Genomic DNA, 18,682 nt, shown 5'->3' with positions numbered 1-18,682 from the left:
AGGATTCCACCCACGATTGCAACGCCATGGGCATCAGCCAATACATCAAGGAAATAGGCCGCGGCGCACGCGGAGCCAAGGCGCTGGAGCGCCCGCAGGCGGCCGACCTGTTCGGCCAGGTGCTGGACGGCGGCGTCAGCGACCTGGAGATCGGGGCCTTTTGCATCGCCATGCGCATCAAGGGCGAGACCGTCGAGGAGATGAGCGGCTTCCTGGACGCCGTGCATGCGCGCGTCGCCCGTTTTCCCGCCGCGGCCAATGGCCGCCCCGTGATCGTGCTGCCCAGCTACAACGGCGCGCGCCGCCTGCCCGTGCTCACGCCCCTGCTGGCCCTGCTGCTGGCACGCGAAGGCCTGCCCGTGCTGCTGCACGGCATGCGCACCGAGGCGCGCCGCATCCTGGCCAGCGATGTGCTGCAGGCTCTGGGCATTGCGCCGCTGCCATCTCCCCAGGCCCTGGCCGGCGGCCAGGTGGCCCATATCCATACCGAACATCTGCACCCGGCCCTGGCGCGCCTGCTGTCCGTGCGCGAGGTCATCGGCCTGCGCAACCCGGGCCACAGCGTGGTCAAGCTGCTGGCGCCCTGCGACGGCCCCTGCCTGCTGGTGACGGCCTACACCCATCCCGAGTACCTGCCCATGCTGCACGGCACCTTCGGGACACTGGGCATGAATGTCCTGCTCTCGCGCGGGCTGGAAGGCGAGGTCGCGGCCGACCCGCGCCGGCTGCCGCGCTACGACGGCTTTGTGGCAGGCGCTCACCAGCTGCTGGCCGAGCAGCAAAGCGGCACCGCCTCCGACGTGCCGGGCCTGCCCGCCGAGATCGACGTGGACACCACGGCGCGCTACACCGAAGACGTGCTCGCGGGCCGGCTGCCCGTGCCGCCCGCGCTCACACGCCAGGTGGAACACATCGTCCACCTTGCCGATCAGATTCGCTGAATACCCCAGAAAAAACGGAGCCCCGCCATGACGACCCCGTCCCACACCCCCGCGAACACCGCCCGGCGCGGCACCTGCACCCTGGTCGGCGCAGGCCCCGGCGACCCGGAGCTGCTGACCATCAAGGCCCTCAAGGCCATACAGGTCGCCACCGTGCTGCTGGTCGATGACCTGGTCAGCGACGCCATCGTGGCCCATGCCGCGCCCACGGCGCGCATCGTCTACGTGGGCAAGCGCGGCGGCTGCAAGAGCACGCCCCAGGCCTTCATCGAAAAGCTCATGCTGAGCGCCGTGCAGGAGGGCGAGACCGTGGTGCGCCTGAAGGGCGGCGACCCCTTCATCTTCGGGCGCGGCGGCGAAGAGGTGGAGCACCTGCGCGAAGCGGGCGTCGAGGTCCAGGTCATCAACGGCATCACCGCTGGCCTGGCCGGGCTCACCAGCCTGGGCGCCCCGCTCACGCACCGCGACCGGGCGCACGGCGTGGTCTTCATCACGGGCCACGCCAAGCCCGGCGACAGCGGCACCGACTGGCGCCAGCTGGCCGCCACCGCGCGCGATGCGCGGCTCACCCTGGTGATCTACATGGGCGTGAGCAGCGTGGAGCACATCCGCGCCGAGCTGCTCAATGGCCTGCCCGCAGCCACGCCCGTGGCCGTGATCCAGCACGCCAGCCTGCCACAGCAGCGCCACGCGCTGACCACGCTGGGCGCGCTGGTGGAGTGCATTGCCGACACGGGCCTGGGCAGCCCCAGCGTCATCGTCGTTGGCGATGTGGTCCATGGCGTACGGGCAATGGCCGAACCTCAGACGCAGCTCACCGCTGCGGTTGCAGCCGCCTGAGTGCGAGATTGCTGCAATCAAAAATCTATCGATTCATAAAAGTCATTAGTTTTCATTAAAAATCCCCTGTTGGCTGCCGAAACGGCGTTTAGACCGTTTTGGCAGACCGTCAGCTCCGCCAGGCGGCGGTAGCGCCATCGGGGGATTCCATGAAAACACCAGGCCTTACTTTCACTTCCACAGCTGCGCAGATACGGCTGTCCGCATGGCGGCGCACGTGGTCGCCGCTGCTGGCCGGCTGCGCGCTGGGCATGGCCCTGCTCATGCCCGGCTTGGCTGGAGGCGCCGAAATGGTGCTGGCCACGCGCGTCACGGCCGCTGCAAAGCCCTGGCTCACACCCGCGCACCGCCAGTGGCTGCAGGCGCGCGGGCCGCTGACCGTGGGCATTTCCCTGCCCGACCATCCTCCCCTGGAAATGATCGATGGCGAGCGCTTCCAGGGCATCACGGCCGACCACCTGGGACTGCTGTTTCCCGCGCCGGTGCGCTTCAAGACCTATGGATCGCGCGTGGCCGTGCTCGATGCGCTGCGGCGCGGCGAGATCGACCTGGCCTGCGAGGGCACCGAGCTGGAGGCCGAACGCGCCGACCTAGCCCTGAGCGTGCCCTACCTGCCCAGCCAGCCCGTGCTGGTGTCGCTCTCGCATGCGCCCTTCGACGCGGAGCGCCGGGGCGCGCGGCTGGCCATGACGCCCGACCAGCTGCTGCGCTCCCAGGTTGCGGCCGCCTATCCTCTCAGCGAGCTGCTGACCTATGAAACACCCCGCCGCGCGCTGGAGGCGCTGAGCCTGGGCGAGATCGACGGCTTCGTCGGCGACACGGTCACGGTGCACTACCTGATCCAGGCCAACTACCTGCTCAACCTGCGCGTGCAGGGCTTTGCCCCCATAGAAAGCCGGGGCTTCGGCATGCTGGTGCGGCATGACGATACGCAGCTGAAGGCCTATCTGGACCAGGCACTGCCCGCCATCACCTTGCAGCATGGCGACGACATTCTGCACAGCTGGAGCGGCAGCCGCCGTCCGCTGCTGGGAAGCGACCGCGTGGCCCTGACACCCTCGGAAAAGCAGTGGCTGGATGCCCATCCCCGCATTCCCGTGGTGCTCAACAGCTCGCTGGGATCGCTGGGAAAGCTGAATGCCGACCGCCAGGCCGAGGGCATAGGACCCGACTACCTGGACCTGATCAGCCACCGCGCCGGCCTGCAGTTCGACTACGTGACCGCACGCAACTACACCGAACTCGAGGCCATTCTGGGCTCGGGCAAGGCCCTGCTCACCCCCGTCTACACCTCGCCGCCGATTGCATCGCCCGATATCAAGCTGCTGCCGCCCTACCTGCGCAGCGCGGTGGTGGTGCTGGCCCGGCCCGAGGCGAATGCGGGCACACAGCGCGACAAGGGCATACACCACCTGCAGGGACTGGAGGGCAAGCGCGTGGCCATGGTGGCTGGCTTCTTCCTGGAAGACACGGTGCGCCGCGAGCATCCGCGCATACGGCTGCAGCTGTATCCCGACCTGGCCCAGGCCCTGGCCAGCGTGGCGGCCGATGACAGCGATGCCTTCGTCGGCAACGACTACGCAGCGCGCTATGCCAACGCCCAGCAATTGGGCAACCAGTTGCAGCTCACCGGCATCCTGGAGGACTACACCCGCCCCGTGAGCCTGGCCGTGCATGCCGCCGAGCCCGAGCTTCTGAGCATTCTGGAGAAGGCCCAGCTGTCCATCTCACCCGAAGAAATGGCCGAAATCGTGCGCCTGTGGGCGCCGCGCGATAGCGGCAGCGGCACGCGCTTTTGGCGCGAGCACCGCCAGCGCCTGCTGCTGCTGCTGGCAGCGCTGGCGCTGGCCACGGCCACCTCCCTGGTCTGGGGCTTTTACCTGAGCCGCCAGATGCGCAGGACGCGCCGTGCCGAGCGGCGCGCCGAGGCCGCCAACCGGGCCAAAAGCCTGTTCCTGTCCACCACCAGCCACGAGATACGCACGCCGCTGAGCGCCATCATCGGCCTGCTGGAGCTGGCTCAGGACCGCGAAAAACTCGGCCTGCCCCACCGCGATACGCTGGCCGCGGCCCACAAGGCCTCACAGGGCATGCTCCTGCTGCTGGGCAATGTGCTGGACCTGCACCGCATCGAGTCGGGCCACATCGACTCCACGCCCCAGCCCGTGGCGCTGCGGCCGCTGATCGAAGATATGGCCCCGCTGCTGCAGGGCCTGGCGCACGGCAAGCGGCTGTCGCTGCGCACCCAGGTTGGCAAGGGCGTGGACCACAGCGTGACGGCCGACCCGCTGCACCTCAAGCAGGTGCTGTTCAACCTGCTGAGCAATGCCATCAAATTCACCGAACGCGGCAGCGTCACCCTGCGCGCGCAAGGCACCCGCCGCCATGACCGCCTGCTGCTGCAGATGGAGGTGGAGGACACCGGCATCGGCATTGCCCCGCAGGACCAGGCCCGGCTGTTCAAGCCCTTTTCGCAGGTGCCGGGCGCCCATCAGGACCAGGCCTTCGGCAGCGGCCTGGGCCTGAGCATCACGCGCCGCCTGCTGGAACACATGGGGGGGACCATCACCCTGGAGAGCGTGCCGGGCCGGGGCTCACGCTTCACGGTCAGGTTGAGCCTGCCGCTGGTGGAGCCGGACGACAGGCCGTCGGCCGAAGAGGTATTGCCCCGGATCATGCCCGCCCCCTTGGAGCTGCGTGCAAAGGCCGATACAGGCACCGAGCCCCTGCCCGAAGTCCCGGCCGAGCCTGAACTCAGAATCCTGGCCGTGGAAGACTATATGTTCAATCGCGAGCTGCTCAAGAGCCAGCTCACCGCGCTGGGCCACGGCATCTCGCTGGCCGGCGATGGACAGGAGGCCTGGGCGCGTTGCCTGGTCGAGTCCTTTGATCTCATCATCACCGACGGCCGCATGCCGATCATGGACGGCTTCGAGTTCATCCGGCGCCTGCGTCGGCGGGAAGCCGAAAACCAGCTGCGCCGCTGCCGCGTGATTGCGCTGACCGCCAGTCCCGAGGCCTCCGAAGCGCTGCGCTACCTGCAGGCCGGTGCCGACGAGGTGCTGTCCAAGCCCGCTTCCATGGAAGACCTCAGGCGCGTCATCGAGCAGGTGCGGGACGAGTTGCAGGGCAGCGCGCCCGGCACCTGGCATCGGCCACCGGCCGCACCCTCCACGCTCAGCCCGGCTTGACCGAGCTGCTGGCCGTCACGCGGCTTTGCTCGAAGCGCTGGGCCAGCTCGCGGCGCAGGTCCTTGCGGATCAGCGCGGCCTGCCAGCGGCGCTTTTCCTCGTCGGTGGCCGGCACCAGCGTGGGCACGGGCGCAGGCTGCTTGTTCTCGTCCACCGCCACCATGGTGAAAAAGCAGCTGTTGACATGGCGCACCACCTGGGTGCGGATGTCCTCGGCCACCACCTTGATGCCGATCTCCATCGACGACTTGCCCGTGTGGTTGACGCTGGCCAGGAAGGTCACCAGCTCGCCCACGTGGATGGGCTGCAGGAACATCACCTGGTCCACGCTCAGCGTGACCACATAGCGGCCCGCGTAGCGGCTGGCGCAGGCATAGGCCACCTGGTCGAGCTGCTTGAGAACGGCGCCGCCATGGACGTTGCCCGAAAAGTTCGCCATGTCGGGCGACATGAGCACGGTCATGCTCAGCTGGTGCGATGGGAAATTCATCGCTGGATTCTAGGTCCCCCCTGAGTCGCTGCGCGCCTTCCCCCAGAGGGGGACGACACCCTCGGTGCGGGGCGGCGCGGCCGGCATAGGCCCTTCCTCGGTGTCCCTGGCTTCAGGACACGCCAGTTTCACAGGGCACGCGAAGGGCTGGCACAAGTGCGCGAGAATGGGCGCCCTTTTGCCCCCCGAGTGACGTTTTTGTGACCTCTTCCCTCTCTTTCGACGCCATCGTCATCGGCGCCGGCGCGGCCGGTCTGTTCTGTGCGGCCCAGGCCGGACAGCGGGGCCTGTCGGTGCTGCTCCTGGACCACGCGGAGAAGGTGGCCGAGAAGATCCGCATCTCGGGCGGCGGCCGTTGCAACTTCACCAACCGCGATCTGGACGTGCGTGCGCCGCACAAGCACTTCGTGGGCGGCAACCCGCAGTTCTGCCGCTCGGCCCTGTCGCGCTACACGCCGGCCGACTTCATCGCGCTGATGGACAGGCACGGCATTGCCCACCATGAAAAGCACAAGGGCCAGCTGTTCGCCGACCGCTCGGCCGAGGACATCATCGCCATGCTGCTGGCCGAATGCCAGGCCGGCGGCGTGCAGCGCTGGCAGCCCTGCAAGGTCGATTCCGTCGCGCATGCGGATGGCCAGTACCGCCTGCAGACCAGCCGTGGCGCCGTGCAGGCGCCCAGCCTGGTCATCGCCACGGGCGGGCTGTCCATTCCCAAGATCGGCGCCACCGACTTCGGCTACCGCCTGGCCCAGCAGTTCGACCTGCCCCTGGTCGAGCGCGTGCCGGGCCTGGTGCCGCTGACCTTCGATGGCGACGCCTGGGCCCCCTACGCCCAGCTCGCCGGCCTGGCCCTTCCGGTCGAGATCAGCACCGGCAGCAAGAAGGAACGCATGGCCTTCATGGAAGACCTGCTGTTCACGCACCGCGGCCTGTCCGGCCCCGCCGTGCTGCAGATCTCGAGCTACTGGAAGCCCGGCACGCCCCTGTGCATCAACCTCGCTCCCGAGGTGGACCTGCAGGACGAATTGCTCAAGGCCAAGTCGCGCTCGCGCAAGCTCATCGCCAACGAACTGGCGCAGTGGCTGCCCTCGCGCCTGGCCGATGCCTGGGTGCAGCAGGACGCGGCCTGGCAACGCCCCATTGCCGAAGCCTCGGACAAGGCCCTGAACCAGCTGGCCGAGCGCCTGTCGCGCTGGGAGATCGTGCCCACCGGCACCGAAGGCTACAAGAAGGCCGAAGTGACGCTGGGCGGCGTGGACACGCGTGCGCTTTCGCAACAGACCATGGAATGCAAGACCCAGCCCGGCCTGTACTGCATCGGCGAAGTGGTGGACATCACCGGCTGGCTGGGCGGATACAACTTCCAATGGGCCTGGGCCAGCGGGTATGCCTGCGCGCAGGCCTTGCCTTGTGCGTGATTTGTCAGATCGCTTTCGTCTCGCGTATAATCGCCCGCTTTGCTGGCAATTGCCCCGTCGGCCAATACTAGTTAACTATTGACGGGGACCAACCGCTGAACATGGCTCTCAGGCCCGATCTTCCCGAGAACCCGCTGTCAGCACAGATATCTGGAAATCTAGCTAATGACCACCATCCGCGTAAAAGAAAACGAGCCCTATGAAGTTGCCCTGCGCCGCTTCAAGCGCACCATCGAAAAGCTCGGCCTGCTGACCGACCTGCGCGCTCGCGAGTTCTACGAGAAGCCCACATCCGAACGCAAGCGCAAGAAGGCTGCCGCCGTCAAGCGTCACTACAAGCGCGTTCGCAGCATGCAGCTGCCCAAGAAGCTGTACTGATCAGCCCTTGACCAGCCGGCTCTCGTCAGCCGCAAAACCCGCGCTCGGGACGCCAGGCGCGGGTTTTTTGTTTTTGTTTTTTGGTTTTTGTTTTCCGACGCCACTACCTCAGGAGAAATGCCATGAGCCTCAAGGCCCAGATCACCGAAGACATGAAGACCGCCATGCGCGCCAAGGACAGCGAACGCCTGGGCACCATCCGCCTGCTGCTGGCCGCGATGAAGCAAAAGGAAGTCGATGAGCGCGTCGAGCTCGACGACGCCGCCGTCATCGCCATCGTGGACAAGCTGATCAAGCAGCGCAAGGACAGCATTGCCGCCTTCGAGGGCGCGGGCCGCCAGGACCTGGCCGACAAGGAAAAGGCCGAAACGGCCGTGCTGACCGCCTACCTGCCCGCACGCATGTCGGCCGAGGAAGTGGCCACCGCCGTGAAGGCCATCGTGGCCGAGCTGGGCGCCTCCGGCCCCGGCGACATGGGCAAGGTCATGGGCGCGGTCAAGGCGCAGCTGGCTGGCAAGGCCGACATGGGCCAGGTGTCCGCTGCCGTCAAGGCCGCACTGGCAGGTTGAACCTGCTGCGGCAGCCGCGCCCTTTTCAGGACGCTGCTGCCGCCCATTCCTGCTGAAAGTGCTCCTGCAGGAATTCGACACAGACACGCACCTTGGCCGACAGCTGCAGCCGCGTCGGATAGACCGCCCAGACATTGGCCTCCTGCCGCCATTCGGGCAGCAGCTGCACCAGGCGCCCGGCCTGCAGATGGGCGCCCACATCCCATAGCGAGCGCAGCGCAATGCCGCGCCCGTCCACGGCCCACTGCACCACCATCTCGCCGTTGTTGGCCGACAGCGGCCCCGTGACCTTCACCGATTGCTCGGCGGCGCCCGCGCGCAGCCGCCACACGCCAAAGGCCTGGTCGCGCTCCTTGATGGCCAGGCAGTCGTGGGCCGACAGCTCGGCCGGCGTGCGCGGCGTGCCACGGCGCGCCAGGTAGGCAGGCGCCGCGCACAGCACGCGGTGGTTGTCGGCCAGCCGCCGCGCAATCAGGTGGGGCGCGATCTCGTCGCCCACGCGCACATCCAGATCGAAGCCCTCCCCCGCCACATCCACCAGCCGGTCGAACACATCCAGCCGCACCTGCAGCCCCGGATGGCGCTCCACCAGCCGGGACAGCGCCGGCGCGATCACATGCCGCCCAAAGCCGAAGCTGCTGCTCACGCGCAGCAGGCCGCGCGGCTCGCTGCGCGTGATGGCCACCTCCTGCATCAGCTGGTCCATGTCGTCGAGGATGCGCTGCGCCCAGTGGAATACGCGCTCGCCCTCCTCGGTCACGGCCACGCGGCGCGTGGTGCGGTGCAGCAGCTTCACGCCCAACTCCTGCTCCAGCAGGCGGATGCGCTTGCTCACATAGGCGGGCGATGCACCCAATTCCTCGGCCGCAGCGGCAAAGCCGGATTTGCGGGCCACCACGGTGAAGACACGCAGGTCTTCGGGAGTCGGTTGTTTATTCACGATCTGTAAACAATGGAACCACAGTTGGCCGATTGTATTTAGCCCTGGCGCAGCCAACAATGCCATGCATGCGGCCAGGCTGTCAGCGGCGCCGCTTCATATCCATCCATTCGATCCAAGGACAGACACCATGCAAGACACATTCAAGATCGCCGTCATCGCCGGTGACGGCATTGGCAAGGAAGTCATGCCCGAAGGCCTGCGCACGCTGGAGGCCGCCGCCAGCCGCTTTGCGATCAAGCTCGAATTCCACCATTTCGACTGGGCCCACTGCGACTACTACCTGGCCCACGGAAAAATGATGCCCGACGACTGGAAGGCGCAGCTCTCCGGCATGGACGCCATCTTCTTCGGCGCCGTGGGCTGGCCCGCCACCGTGCCCGACCATGTCTCGCTGTGGGGCTCGCTGCTCAAGTTCCGCCGCGAGTTCGACCAGTACATCAACCTGCGCCCCGTGCGCCTGTTCGAAGGCGTGCCCTGCCCGCTGGCCGGCCGCAAGCCCGGCGACATCGACTACTACGTGGTGCGCGAGAACACCGAAGGCGAATACACCTCGCTGGGCGGCATCATGTACGAGGGCACGGACCGCGAGATCGTGATCCAGGAATCGGTCTACTCGCGCAAGGGTGCCGAGCGCCTGCTCAAGTACGCCTTCGACCTGGCCCAAAGCCGCGAGCGCAAGCACGTCACCCTGGCCACCAAGAGCAACGGCATCGCCATCAGCATGCCCTGGTGGGACCAGCGCGCCGAGGACGTGGCCAAGGCCTACCCGGACGTCACGCTGGACAAGCAGCACATCGACATCCTGACCGCGCGCTTCGTGCTGCAGCCGGGCCGCTTCGACGTGGTGGCCGCCACCAACCTGTTCGGCGACATCCTCAGCGACCTGGGACCGGCCACCACGGGCACCATCGGCCTGGCCCCCTCGGCCAACCTCAACCCCGACCGCAGCTTCCCCAGCCTGTTCGAGCCCGTGCACGGCTCGGCGCCCGACATCTACGGCAAGAACATCGCCAACCCCATCGCCATGGTCTGGTCGGCAGCGCTGATGCTGGACTTCCTGACCCACGGCCAGGGCGCAGGCCGCGCGGCGCACGACGCCATCGTCTCGGCCATCGAGGAAGTCATCAAGAACGGCCCCCGCACGCCCGACCTGGGCGGCACGGCCAGCACCACCGAAGTGGGCCAGGCCATCGCGGCACAGATCGCGGGCAAGTAGGCCTCAGGGCTGCTGCGCCTGCCGGGGCCGGCGCACGGCCCTGATGCGGCCGCTTTCTCCGCCGCCGCAGAAGAAGCGGTCGCCGCCGTCGGACTCCAGCCCCGACACGCCCGTGCCGGCCGGCATCTCCAGCCGCTGCAGCACGGCACCGCTGTCCGGGTCCAGGCGCCGCAGATCGCTCTGGCCCTCTTCCCAGGTGCCGTGCCACAACTGGCCGTCCACCCAGGAGACGCCGGTGACGAAGCGGTTGGACTGCAGGGTGCGCAGCACCGCCCCGGTGTCGGGATCGATCTGATGGATCTTGCGGCCGTGGTACTGGCCCACCCACAGCGAGCCTTCGGCCCAGGCCATTCCCGAATCGCCGGCATCACCACCGCCCCCGGGTGCAGGAATGGTGGCCAGCACGTGGCCGGTGGACAGGTCGATCTTCTGGATACGGTCATTGGCGATCTGGAACAGATGCCGGCCATCGAAGGCCGTGCCGGCATCGCCCGGCACAGGGATGCTGCGCACGATCCGGCCGCTGTCGGGGTCCAGCGCCTGCAATTGGGTGCCGGTGGCGAACCAGACCTGGCTGCCGTCGTAGGACACCCCGTGCACGCAATCGATGCCGGGAAAGGGACCGTATTCGCGGATGATTTCTGCAGCTTCTGTCTTCATGCGGAACTCCTGGTTGCGTTGGTCGGCCCATGCTAGCCAGCCGGCAGCACAGCGGGGAGTAACAAAGTCGTCGTGAATCCCGGCGCAGGCCGGGCCACCCAGCGGCGGGCGCGTCCCCGGCCCACGGGCTGCGCCAGCGCGTCGCGCTCCAGCGCCTCCAGGGTCCTCTGGACGCTGCGCTGGCTCGCGCCCAGTGCCAGGGCCAGCGCCGAACTGGCCCAGGCCTCGCCATCGGAGAGCAGCGCCAGCACCGGCCCGCACAGCACGCCCGGCGCACCTTCCACGGGCCGTGCCAGCACGGCCACCCGGGCCTGCCGGGGCGCCAGCACAAATCCCAGGGGCGTGGCGTGAACTTCGGCCAGCGGCCGCAGCAGGCGGCGCAGGCGGCCGATCTCGACACGCAGACGCGCACGGTACGACTCATCGGCCTGCCGGGCGCGAAATACCTGCGCCACCAGCGCCTCGCGTGAGACATCGCCGGGCCAGGCCTCGCCCAGCGCGCGCGCCAGCGCAAACAGCACCGGGCGCCCCGCCAGCGAGACCGCCGCCGGTCCGGCGCGCACCGCATGGCGGCAGGCATCCACCACCAGCGCGCCCGAGGCCAGCAGGGTCCCGGCCTCATCCAGCGACAGCAGCTTCTGAGCCTGCGCTCCGGCCGGCTCCCGCTCCAGCAGCACTGCAGCAGGCGCGTGCAGGGCCTGGGCGGCCTGCCCCACCTCGGCGGCCAGTGCTGCAATGCCGGCGGCGCCGGCCGCCTGCGCGGCATCGGCCAGCGCACTGTGCGCCGCACGGATGTCCAATCGGCGCATGGCGATACCCGCCAGGGCCAGGGCATGGAACGCCTGCAAGGCGGCAGGCAGCATCGCGGGCCGCAGTCCGCCCAGCAGACCCTCGGCCTCGCCCAGGCGGCCCAGCAGCAGGCAACGGCGTATTTCCAGATAGCCTGCATGCGCGGCGTTCACGGGATCGCCATGCGCCTGCAGCACTGCCCGCGCCGCAACCAACCTGCGGGCCGGCCATGCCAGCTCGCGCAGGGCCAGTGCGATCTCGGCCTCGGCCACTACGCAGCGGGCCCGGGCCACGGCCTCATGGGCGCCGAAGGCGCGCGCAGCGCTGCGCAGCAAGGCCCTGGCCCGCACCAGATCGCCCAGCTGCGCCATGGCGATGCCACGCAGTGCCAGCGCGGGCGCATCGTCGCGCAGCGCCACCCGGTTCAGCGCGCCAAGGGGGTCGCCAACCGCGAGCGCACGGGCCGCCGCCGTGATCAGAGAATCCATGCCCATCCCATCCATCGTGTGCGGCACGGCTGTGCCTGCAATTCATCCCGGGCCAACGCATGGTCACGGCCCGGTCATCGGTGGGCGCTAGGCTGGGTCGCCAAACGCCCTGCCAAACGCTTTGCCACACCCACTCCCCCGCCATGATGCTCCGCCGCCATCTTCTGCTGTCCGCCGCTGGCGGCTCGCTGCTGCCCTCCATCCTCCAGGCCCAGGTGGCCCCCGCCGCCATCACGCGCGACGCGGCGCGGCCGCTGCTGCCCTCGGGCCTGCAAAGCGGCGATGTGCTGGGTGACCGCGCCATCGTCTGGGCGCGCGCCAGCCGCGATGCGCGCATGTGGATCGAATGGTCCACCACCTCCGGCTTTGCCAACCCCACGCGCGTGCGCGGGCCTGATCTGCTGATGGACAGCAGCGACGGCACGGGCCGCATCGACCTGCAGGGCCTGCCTGCGGGCCAGGACATCTTCTACCGCGTGGTGCTGGAGGACTTTGCCAGCGCCAATGTGCGCTCGCCCGCCGTGCAGGGGCACTTTCGCACGCCGCTGGCGGCGGGCATGCCCGCCACGCGGCCGCTGCGCCTGGTGTGGAGCGGCGACACCGCAGGCCAGGGCTTCGGCATCAACGAGGCCTTTGGCGGCATGCGCATCTACGAGGCCATGCGCAGGACCGACCCCGACGTGTTCCTGCACAGCGGCGACACCATCTATGCCGACGGCCCCATTGCCGCGCAGATGAAGCTGCGCGACGGCACGCTGTGGAAGAACCTGGTCACGCCCGAGGTCGCCAAGGTGGCCGAGACGCTGGACGAATTCCGGGGCCGCCACCGCTACAACCTCATGGACGCCAACGTGCGCGCCCTGGGCAGCGAGGTCGCCCAGATCTGGCAGTGGGACGACCACGAGGTCACCAACAACTACTCGGACAGCAAGAGCGTGGCCAACGACGCGCGCTACACAGAAAAGAACGTGCAGCTGCTGGAGGCGCGCGGCCAGCGCGCCTTCATGGAATACGCGCCCATGCGTCCCTTCGGCGCGGCCATGCACCAGCGCCTGTACCGCCGCCTGCCCCAGGGCCCGCTGGCCGACATCTTCGTGATCGACATGCGCAGCCACCGCGGCCCCAACAGCCACAACCTGCAGGCGGCCGAAGGCCCGGACACCGACATGCTGGGCCGCCCCCAGGTGCAGTGGCTGCTGGACGGCCTCAAGCGCAGCCGCGCCACCTGGAAGCTGATCGCCAGCGACATGCCCATCAGCCTCTTCGTGCCCGATGGCAAGGATGCCGAGGGCCGCGCCCAGTGGGAGGCCGTGGCCAATGGCGAGCATGGCGCACCCCGGGGCCGCGAGCTGGAGATGGCGCGCCTGCTCAAGGGCATCAAGGACGCGGGCATCCACAACGTGGTCTGGCTCACGGCCGACGTGCACTACACGGCCGCCCACCATTTCAGCCCCGAGCGCGCCAGCTTCCAGGACTTCGACCCGTTCTGGGAATTCGTCTCCGGCCCGCTGAATGCGGGCGGCTTCGGCCCCAACGAGATGGACAAGACCTTTGGCGGCGAAGTCGTTTTCCAGAAAAGCGCAGGCCACGCCAACTCGGCGCCCAGCGAAGGCTTCCAGTTCTTCGGCCAGCTCGACATAGACCACCGCAGCCAGGCGCTGACCGTGGTGCTCAAGGACCTGGACGGCAAGGCGCTGTACACGAAGACGCTGGAGCCGCAGCGCAGCTGAGCCTGCCGCCTGGAGATCACGGCATTGCCCCCGCCGCAGGCCCCTGGCCGGCGAACAGGGCAAGATGGCCGGCTGCGGCATTCGGGCCGCTCAGACACAGCACGGAATCTCCATGAAGCACTACGACTACATCGTCATCGGCGGCGGCAGCGGCGGCATTGCATCGGCCAACCGCGCCGCCATGCACGGGCGCCACTGCGCGCTGATCGAAGCCGGCGAGATCGGCGGCACCTGCGTCAACGTGGGCTGCGTGCCCAAGAAGGTCATGTGGCATGCGGCCCAGATCGGCGAGGCCATGCACCGCTACGGCCCCGACTACGGCTGGGATGCCACCGTCGACCGCCTGGACTGGCAGCGCCTGCTGGACAGCCGCAGCGCCTACATCGACCGCATCCATGCCTCGTATGAAAGCGGCCTGGCGCGCAACAAGGTCGAGCTGATCCAGGGCTTTGGCCGCTTCGTGGATGCGCGCACCGTGGAGGTGGGCGGCCAGCGGCTCAGTGCCGATCACATCCTCATCGCCACGGGCACGCGCCCGGCACGGCCCGACATTCCGGGCGCCGAGCTGGGCATCGACTCCGACGGCTTCTTCGCCCTGAAGGCCCTGCCTGCGCGCACGGCCGTGGTGGGTGCCGGCTATATCGCCGTGGAGATTGCCGGCGTGCTGCACGCGCTGGGATCGCAGACCCATCTGTTCCTGCGCCAGAACTCGGCACTGCGCGGGTTCGATCCGCTGCTGAGCCAGACCCTGATGGAGATCATGGAGGCCGAAGGCCCCGCCGTGCACCGCCAGGCCACCCCGAAGGCCGTGGTCCGCAACGCAGACGGCAGCCTGGACCTGCAACTGCAGGACGGCAGCAGCCACACCGTGGACTGCGTGGTCTGGGCCGTGGGCCGCCGACCCGACACCTCGGGCCTGAACCTGGAGGCCGCAGGCGTGGCGCTGCAGGACAGCGGCCACATCGCGGTGGACAAGTTCCAGGACACCAATGTGCCCGGCATCCACGCCGTGGGCGACATCACGGGCCGCATCGAACTCACGCCCGTGGCCGTGGCCGCCGGCCGGCGCCTGTCCGAGCGCCTGTTCAACGGCAAGACCGGCGAGCACCTGGACTACGACAACGTACCCACCGTGGTCTTCAGCCACCCGCCCATCGGCACCGTGGGCCTGACCGAGCCGCAGGCACGCGAGCGCTTTGGCGACGATCAGGTCAAGGTCTACCAATCGGCCTTCACCGCCATGTACACGGCCGTCACGCGCCACCGCCAGCCCGCGCGCATGAAGCTGGTCTGCGTGGGCCCCGAGGAACGCATCGTGGGCATACACGGCATCGGCCTGGGGATGGACGAGATGCTGCAGGGCTTTGCCGTGGCCCTGAAGATGGGTGCCACCAAGCGCGACTTCGACGACACCGTGGCCATCCACCCCACGGCGGCGGAGGAGTTCGTGACCATGCGCTGAACAGGCGCACAGTCTGCACTCAGCGGTTGACCACGGCCTTGGGCAGGGCCAGCGTCAAGAGGCTGCCGGCCACCAGGCAGGCGGCGAACAGCAGCAGGCCTGCGCTCGACGAGTGCGTGAGATCCTTGAGCCAGCCCAGCAAATAGGTGGCCGCAAAGCCTCCCAGGTTGGCAATGGAGGCGATCAGCGCAATGCCTGCGGCCGCCGCCGGCCCCGTCAGGAACGTGGCGGGCAGGCACCAGAACACGGGAAAGGCTGCCATGATGCCCGCCGTCGCCAGAGAGAACAGCAGCACGGTGGCGAACACATGGCCGGTGTACAGCGTGCTCAGCGCCATGGCGGCCGCGCCCGCCAGTGCCGGCAGCACGATGTGCCAGCGCCGCTCGCGGCGCCGGTCGGAGCTGATGCCGTTGAGCAGCAGCGCAGCGATGGCAAAGGCATTGGGAACGGCCGTGAGCAGGCCGATCTCGGCCGTGCTCCTGACCCCGGCCTCGCGGATGATGGTGGGCAGCCAGAAGCTGATGGCATAGGTGGACATCATCAGGCTCAGGTCGATCATGCCCAGCAGCCAGACCCGGCCGCTGGACAGCGCCGCCCACAGCGAATGGTGGGACTCGGCCAGCCTGTCGCTGTCGAGGTTGGCGCGCAGCACGCCCTTGTCGCGCGGCGACAGCCATTTGGCCGACTCGATGCTGTTGGGCAGGAAGACGAAGACCAGCAGGCCCAGCACCACCGAGGGAATCGCCTCCAGGAAGAACAGCCACTGCCAGCCCGCATGGCCACGCACGCCGGCAAAGGCCGTCATGATCCAGCCCGACAGCGGCGCCCCGACCAGGCTGGCCAGCGGCAGGCCGATCAGGAACAGCGCCATGATCTTGCTGCGCATGCGCGTGGGATACCAGTAGGTCAGGTACAGCATGACGCCGGGAAAGAACCCCGCCTCGGCCACACCCAGCAGAAAGCGCAGCACATAGAACTGCATGGGCGTGCTCACGAACATGGTCGCGCCCGAGATCAGGCCCCAGGTGATCATGATCCGAGCGATCCACAGCCGCGCGCCCATGCGCGCCAGCACCAGGTTGCTGGGCACCTCGAAGAGGATGTAGCCCACGAAGAACAGGCCCGCACCCAGGCCGTAGACCGTCTCGCTGAAGCCCAGGTCCTGCTGCATCTGCAGCTTGGCCAGCCCCACGTTGATGCGGTCCAGATAGGCGGCCAGGTAGCACAGGCAGAAGAAGGGCACGAGCCGCCACGTCACGCGCCCGTACAGCTGCCGCCGCTCCTTCTCCTGCTCCTGCAAGTGGACCCCCTGCCCCTGCATACCGCCAATGCCTGCATTGCTGTGAACTGACATTTCAGCTCCTTGCTGTGTTGACCATTGCCACCGTTCATGGCCCTGCGTCGCCGCGTTGGCGCACTGCAGCCGGATCCGGCGGAAACATCTGTCTGCAGTGGAAATTTCAAGTGCCTACGCTCAATGCTACGCACGATAGTCAAAAACAAATCAAGTAGTTTCCCGATAGTAATCATCAATCAAGTCGCACAAAAATCCCTGTACGCAAGGGAAACAAGGGGCGTCAACTCACGCAATGCCTTGGTACTCCTTTGTAGTGAACCCGACTCAATTCAAGTGCATACGCTTCAAAACCCCGAATCCGCGGAATGACATCCGTGATCAGAACCAAGGAGACACCCCATGCCCAGACTGCATTCAAGGACAGGACAAGCCATTGCCCTGGCCGCCCCGGCACTTGCCCTGCTCCATGCCATCGCACCGCTGCCGGCGGGCGCGCAGGTCACGCTGCAGGGTCAGATCGATGCCTTCGCGGGGTTCTCGCGCCCTCTGGGCGCGGACAAGGGCACGGGCGTGCTCACGCCAGGCGGCATGCAGACGAATTTCTGGGCCTTGCGCGGAACGGAGGACCTGGGTTCTGGATTGAAGGCCGTGTTTGCACTGGAGGCCTTCTACCGCGCGGACAGCGGCGCCGAAGGGCGTTTTGCCAATGACGCCTTCTTTGCGCGCAGCGCCTATGTGGGCCTGAGCAGCGGCTGGGGCACGCTGCAACTGGGGCGCAACACCACCCCCTACTGGCTGGCCACCATCGCCTTCAACCCGTATGCAGGGTCCTTTTCGTTCTCACCCGCGGTGCTGCACAGCTTCGGGCCCAACGGCACGGCCGCCGCGCCGCTGCGGGGCGACTCGGGCTGGAGCGACAGCCTGCTCTACACCAGCCCGTCCTGGGGCGGATTCACGGCACGGCTGCAGTATTCGTTCGAGCCGCCGGCCGGCACGCCCGCATCCCAGCGCCGCGATGCGGACAAGTACGGCGCCAGCCTCAGCTATGCGGGCGGCGCATTCGCCGCCGCCCTCGCCTACCAGAGCGTGGCCTATCCCAATGCCGCCACCACCGCTACCGCCACCGGCTTTGACCGCCAGAGCGCCTGGCTGCTGGGCGGCTCCTACGATCTGGGCATGGTCAAGCTGTTCGCCCAATACCAGCGGCTGGCCGACACCGTGGCCGGCGCGGACCGCCGCAGGAACAGCGGCCAGTTCGGCCTGTCCATTCCCGCAGGCCCGGGCGCCGTGCTGGCCTCATATGGCCATGCGCGCACCTCGGGCGCCGAAGACGCCAGGCGCAACACCTGGGCCGTGGGCTATGACCACCCCCTGTCCAAGCGCACGGACATCTACCTCAACAGCCTGCACGACCGCATCACGGGCACGGGCGCCGGCAGCGGCCAGACCTGGGGCCTGGGCCTGCGTCACTATTTCTGAGTCCTGGGCTGGGGCTGGGCCGGTGGCTGCTGCACCACGCGCAACACCGTCTCCACCATGTGGTCGCCCCAGCGCTGCAGCTCGGCCTGCTGCAGCAGCTCCTTGTCGAAGAAGGCGCTCAGCGTGTGGCGATTGGAGAGGTAGAAGTAGCCCAGTCCCATGACCGTGATGTAGAGATCGTCGATGTGCACATCGGGACGGAACAGGCCCTGGGCCATTCCCGATTCCACGGCCTTGCGCAGCAGCGTGATGGCGTTGGGAAAGAAGTCGCGTATGCCCGAGGCCTTCTTCAGGTGCTTGCCCTTGAGCAGGTTTTCGGTGTTGAGCAGGAAGATCAGCTCCGGGTGCTCCTGGTAGTAGCGCCACATGAAGCGCACCACGGCCTCCAGCGCAGCGCGCGGATCGTCGAAGTCCACCACCAGCTTCCCCTCGGCCTCCACCAGCTTGCGGTAGGCGTTCTCCAGCACGGCGGCGAACAGCTTGTCCTTGCTGCCGTAGTGGTAGTAGAGAAGGCTCTCGTAGCACTTGGCCTGCTTGCCGATGCGCTGCACGCTGGCGCCGTCGTAGCCACTTCTGGCGAACTCGATCTCGGCCGCCAGCAAGATGGCCTCCTTGGTCGTCTTGCCGGTCTTGGCAGTCCGCTTGCGCCCCGCAGACGCCTTGGCAGGGGCCTTGGAAGGGGCCGACTTCGCAGCGGCTTTCCTGGCGGGCGCAGCCTTGCGCTTCGGGGTGGCGGGAACTTCCTCGGGATCAGTGGTCATGGGCACGGCGTCAGGTGAAGGGGGCGT

General features: G+C 67.9%; 16 protein-coding genes. 10 read left to right on the top strand and 6 right to left on the bottom strand.

The features are described 5' to 3' along the window. Positions 1-26: 26 nt before the first annotated feature. The 3 genes from ybiB to ACUTR7_RS19405 all read left to right on the top strand — a co-directional run bounded on the left by ybiB (position 27) and on the right by ACUTR7_RS19405 (position 4,972). Complete coding sequence (ybiB, locus tag ACUTR7_RS19415; protein ID WP_063326787.1) at positions 27-941, top strand: DNA-binding protein YbiB; 915 nt, start codon at positions 27-29, stop codon at positions 939-941. Positions 942-968: 27 nt separating this feature from the next. After that, on the top strand, positions 969-1,781 hold the full coding sequence (cobA, locus tag ACUTR7_RS19410; protein WP_445609579.1) for a uroporphyrinogen-III C-methyltransferase: 813 nt from the start codon (positions 969-971) through the stop codon (positions 1,779-1,781). A 251-nt stretch (positions 1,782-2,032) separates the two neighbouring features. Further along, positions 2,033-4,972, top strand: a complete 2,940-nt coding sequence (locus ACUTR7_RS19405) for an ATP-binding protein (RefSeq protein ID WP_445609595.1) — start codon at positions 2,033-2,035, stop codon at positions 4,970-4,972. On the opposite strand, the gene ACUTR7_RS19400 is transcribed toward ACUTR7_RS19405, so the two are convergent. Further along, the gene (locus tag ACUTR7_RS19400) at positions 4,959-5,462 is read right to left on the bottom strand and encodes an acyl-CoA thioesterase (protein ID WP_013803479.1); all 504 of its coding nucleotides are present in this window, start codon (positions 5,460-5,462) and stop codon (positions 4,959-4,961) included. The two genes, ACUTR7_RS19405 and ACUTR7_RS19400, sit on opposite strands and share 14 nt — an antisense overlap. 200 nt (positions 5,463-5,662) lie before the next feature. Between ACUTR7_RS19400 and ACUTR7_RS19395 the strand changes: the two genes are divergently transcribed. The 3 genes from ACUTR7_RS19395 (at position 5,663) to ACUTR7_RS19385 (ending at position 7,830) form a co-directional block, all read left to right on the top strand. Beyond that, complete coding sequence (locus ACUTR7_RS19395) at positions 5,663-6,883, top strand: NAD(P)/FAD-dependent oxidoreductase (protein ID WP_445609578.1); 1,221 nt, start codon at positions 5,663-5,665, stop codon at positions 6,881-6,883. Positions 6,884-7,048: 165 nt separating this feature from the next. Next, the gene (rpsU, locus tag ACUTR7_RS19390) at positions 7,049-7,261 is read left to right on the top strand and encodes a 30S ribosomal protein S21 (RefSeq protein WP_012204283.1); all 213 of its coding nucleotides are present in this window, start codon (positions 7,049-7,051) and stop codon (positions 7,259-7,261) included. Between the two features lie 122 nt (positions 7,262-7,383). After that, positions 7,384-7,830, top strand: coding sequence for a GatB/YqeY domain-containing protein (locus ACUTR7_RS19385; RefSeq protein WP_034391431.1), 447 nt, complete (start codon positions 7,384-7,386; stop codon positions 7,828-7,830). A 25-nt stretch (positions 7,831-7,855) separates the two neighbouring features. Here ACUTR7_RS19385 and ACUTR7_RS19380 read toward each other — a convergent pair whose 3' ends face one another. After that, on the bottom strand, positions 7,856-8,770 hold the full coding sequence (locus ACUTR7_RS19380) for a LysR substrate-binding domain-containing protein (protein WP_445609577.1): 915 nt from the start codon (positions 8,768-8,770) through the stop codon (positions 7,856-7,858). A 130-nt stretch (positions 8,771-8,900) separates the two neighbouring features. Here ACUTR7_RS19380 and ACUTR7_RS19375 point away from each other — a divergent pair, with 130 nt between their 5' ends. Then, positions 8,901-9,989: a tartrate dehydrogenase gene (locus ACUTR7_RS19375; RefSeq protein ID WP_180317689.1), complete on the top strand. Its 1,089-nt coding sequence runs from the start codon at positions 8,901-8,903 to the stop codon at positions 9,987-9,989. A 3-nt stretch (positions 9,990-9,992) separates the two neighbouring features. On the opposite strand, the gene ACUTR7_RS19370 is transcribed toward ACUTR7_RS19375, so the two are convergent. Together ACUTR7_RS19370 and ACUTR7_RS19365 are read right to left on the bottom strand one after the other, a co-directional pair. After that, positions 9,993-10,649 (bottom strand): Vgb family protein, encoded by a 657-nt coding sequence (locus ACUTR7_RS19370; RefSeq protein WP_071954759.1) that lies wholly within the window; start codon positions 10,647-10,649, stop codon positions 9,993-9,995. Between the two features lie 32 nt (positions 10,650-10,681). Next, on the bottom strand, positions 10,682-11,926 hold the full coding sequence (locus ACUTR7_RS19365) for a helix-turn-helix domain-containing protein (protein WP_445609576.1): 1,245 nt from the start codon (positions 11,924-11,926) through the stop codon (positions 10,682-10,684). 143 nt (positions 11,927-12,069) lie between these two features. Here ACUTR7_RS19365 and ACUTR7_RS19360 point away from each other — a divergent pair, with 143 nt between their 5' ends. Further along, positions 12,070-13,656 carry an alkaline phosphatase D family protein gene (locus tag ACUTR7_RS19360; RefSeq protein ID WP_445609575.1) on the top strand — a complete coding sequence of 529 codons (1,587 nt, stop codon included), beginning with the start codon at positions 12,070-12,072 and terminating at the stop codon, positions 13,654-13,656. A 112-nt stretch (positions 13,657-13,768) separates the two neighbouring features. Continuing rightward, positions 13,769-15,118: a glutathione-disulfide reductase gene (gene gorA / locus ACUTR7_RS19355; RefSeq protein ID WP_034391427.1), complete on the top strand. Its 1,350-nt coding sequence runs from the start codon at positions 13,769-13,771 to the stop codon at positions 15,116-15,118. Between the two features lie 19 nt (positions 15,119-15,137). Here the strand turns inward: gorA and ACUTR7_RS19350 are convergent, their stop codons facing one another. Next, on the bottom strand, positions 15,138-16,472 hold the full coding sequence (locus tag ACUTR7_RS19350) for an MFS transporter (RefSeq protein ID WP_445609574.1): 1,335 nt from the start codon (positions 16,470-16,472) through the stop codon (positions 15,138-15,140). A gap of 342 nt (positions 16,473-16,814) precedes the next feature. Between ACUTR7_RS19350 and ACUTR7_RS19345 the strand changes: the two genes are divergently transcribed. Then, entirely contained in the window at positions 16,815-17,894 is a 1,080-nt protein-coding gene (locus tag ACUTR7_RS19345) for a porin (RefSeq protein ID WP_445609573.1), read from the top strand. On the opposite strand, the gene ACUTR7_RS19340 is transcribed toward ACUTR7_RS19345, so the two are convergent. Further along, positions 17,885-18,655: a TetR/AcrR family transcriptional regulator gene (locus ACUTR7_RS19340; protein ID WP_202760019.1), complete on the bottom strand. Its 771-nt coding sequence runs from the start codon at positions 18,653-18,655 to the stop codon at positions 17,885-17,887. The two genes, ACUTR7_RS19345 and ACUTR7_RS19340, sit on opposite strands and share 10 nt — an antisense overlap. Positions 18,656-18,682: the final 27 nt, after the last annotated feature.

The sequence above is a fragment of the Delftia sp. NA_296.1 genome, assembly GCF_052692095.1.
The sequence above is the reverse complement of the archived record's forward strand: the minus strand, read 5'-3'. Positions and strand labels throughout refer to the sequence as shown.

Coding starts and splice junctions, on each gene's coding strand:
- ACUTR7_RS19400 (WP_013803479.1), bottom strand. CDS start 5,462: ATGAATTTCCCATCGCACCAGCTGAGCATGACCGTGCTCATGTCGCCC.
- ACUTR7_RS19370 (WP_071954759.1), bottom strand. CDS start 10,649: ATGAAGACAGAAGCTGCAGAAATCATCCGCGAATACGGTCCCTTTCCC.
- ACUTR7_RS19405 (WP_445609595.1), top strand. CDS start 2,033: ATGGCCCTGCTCATGCCCGGCTTGGCTGGAGGCGCCGAAATGGTGCTG.
- ACUTR7_RS19360 (WP_445609575.1), top strand. CDS start 12,070: ATGATGCTCCGCCGCCATCTTCTGCTGTCCGCCGCTGGCGGCTCGCTG.
- ybiB (WP_063326787.1), top strand. CDS start 27: ATGGGCATCAGCCAATACATCAAGGAAATAGGCCGCGGCGCACGCGGA.
- ACUTR7_RS19340 (WP_202760019.1), bottom strand. CDS start 18,655: ATGACCACTGATCCCGAGGAAGTTCCCGCCACCCCGAAGCGCAAGGCT.
- ACUTR7_RS19375 (WP_180317689.1), top strand. CDS start 8,901: ATGCAAGACACATTCAAGATCGCCGTCATCGCCGGTGACGGCATTGGC.
- gorA (WP_034391427.1), top strand. CDS start 13,769: ATGAAGCACTACGACTACATCGTCATCGGCGGCGGCAGCGGCGGCATT.
- rpsU (WP_012204283.1), top strand. CDS start 7,049: ATGACCACCATCCGCGTAAAAGAAAACGAGCCCTATGAAGTTGCCCTG.
- cobA (WP_445609579.1), top strand. CDS start 969: ATGACGACCCCGTCCCACACCCCCGCGAACACCGCCCGGCGCGGCACC.
- ACUTR7_RS19345 (WP_445609573.1), top strand. CDS start 16,815: ATGCCCAGACTGCATTCAAGGACAGGACAAGCCATTGCCCTGGCCGCC.
- ACUTR7_RS19385 (WP_034391431.1), top strand. CDS start 7,384: ATGAGCCTCAAGGCCCAGATCACCGAAGACATGAAGACCGCCATGCGC.
- ACUTR7_RS19350 (WP_445609574.1), bottom strand. CDS start 16,472: ATGTCAGTTCACAGCAATGCAGGCATTGGCGGTATGCAGGGGCAGGGG.
- ACUTR7_RS19365 (WP_445609576.1), bottom strand. CDS start 11,926: ATGGATTCTCTGATCACGGCGGCGGCCCGTGCGCTCGCGGTTGGCGAC.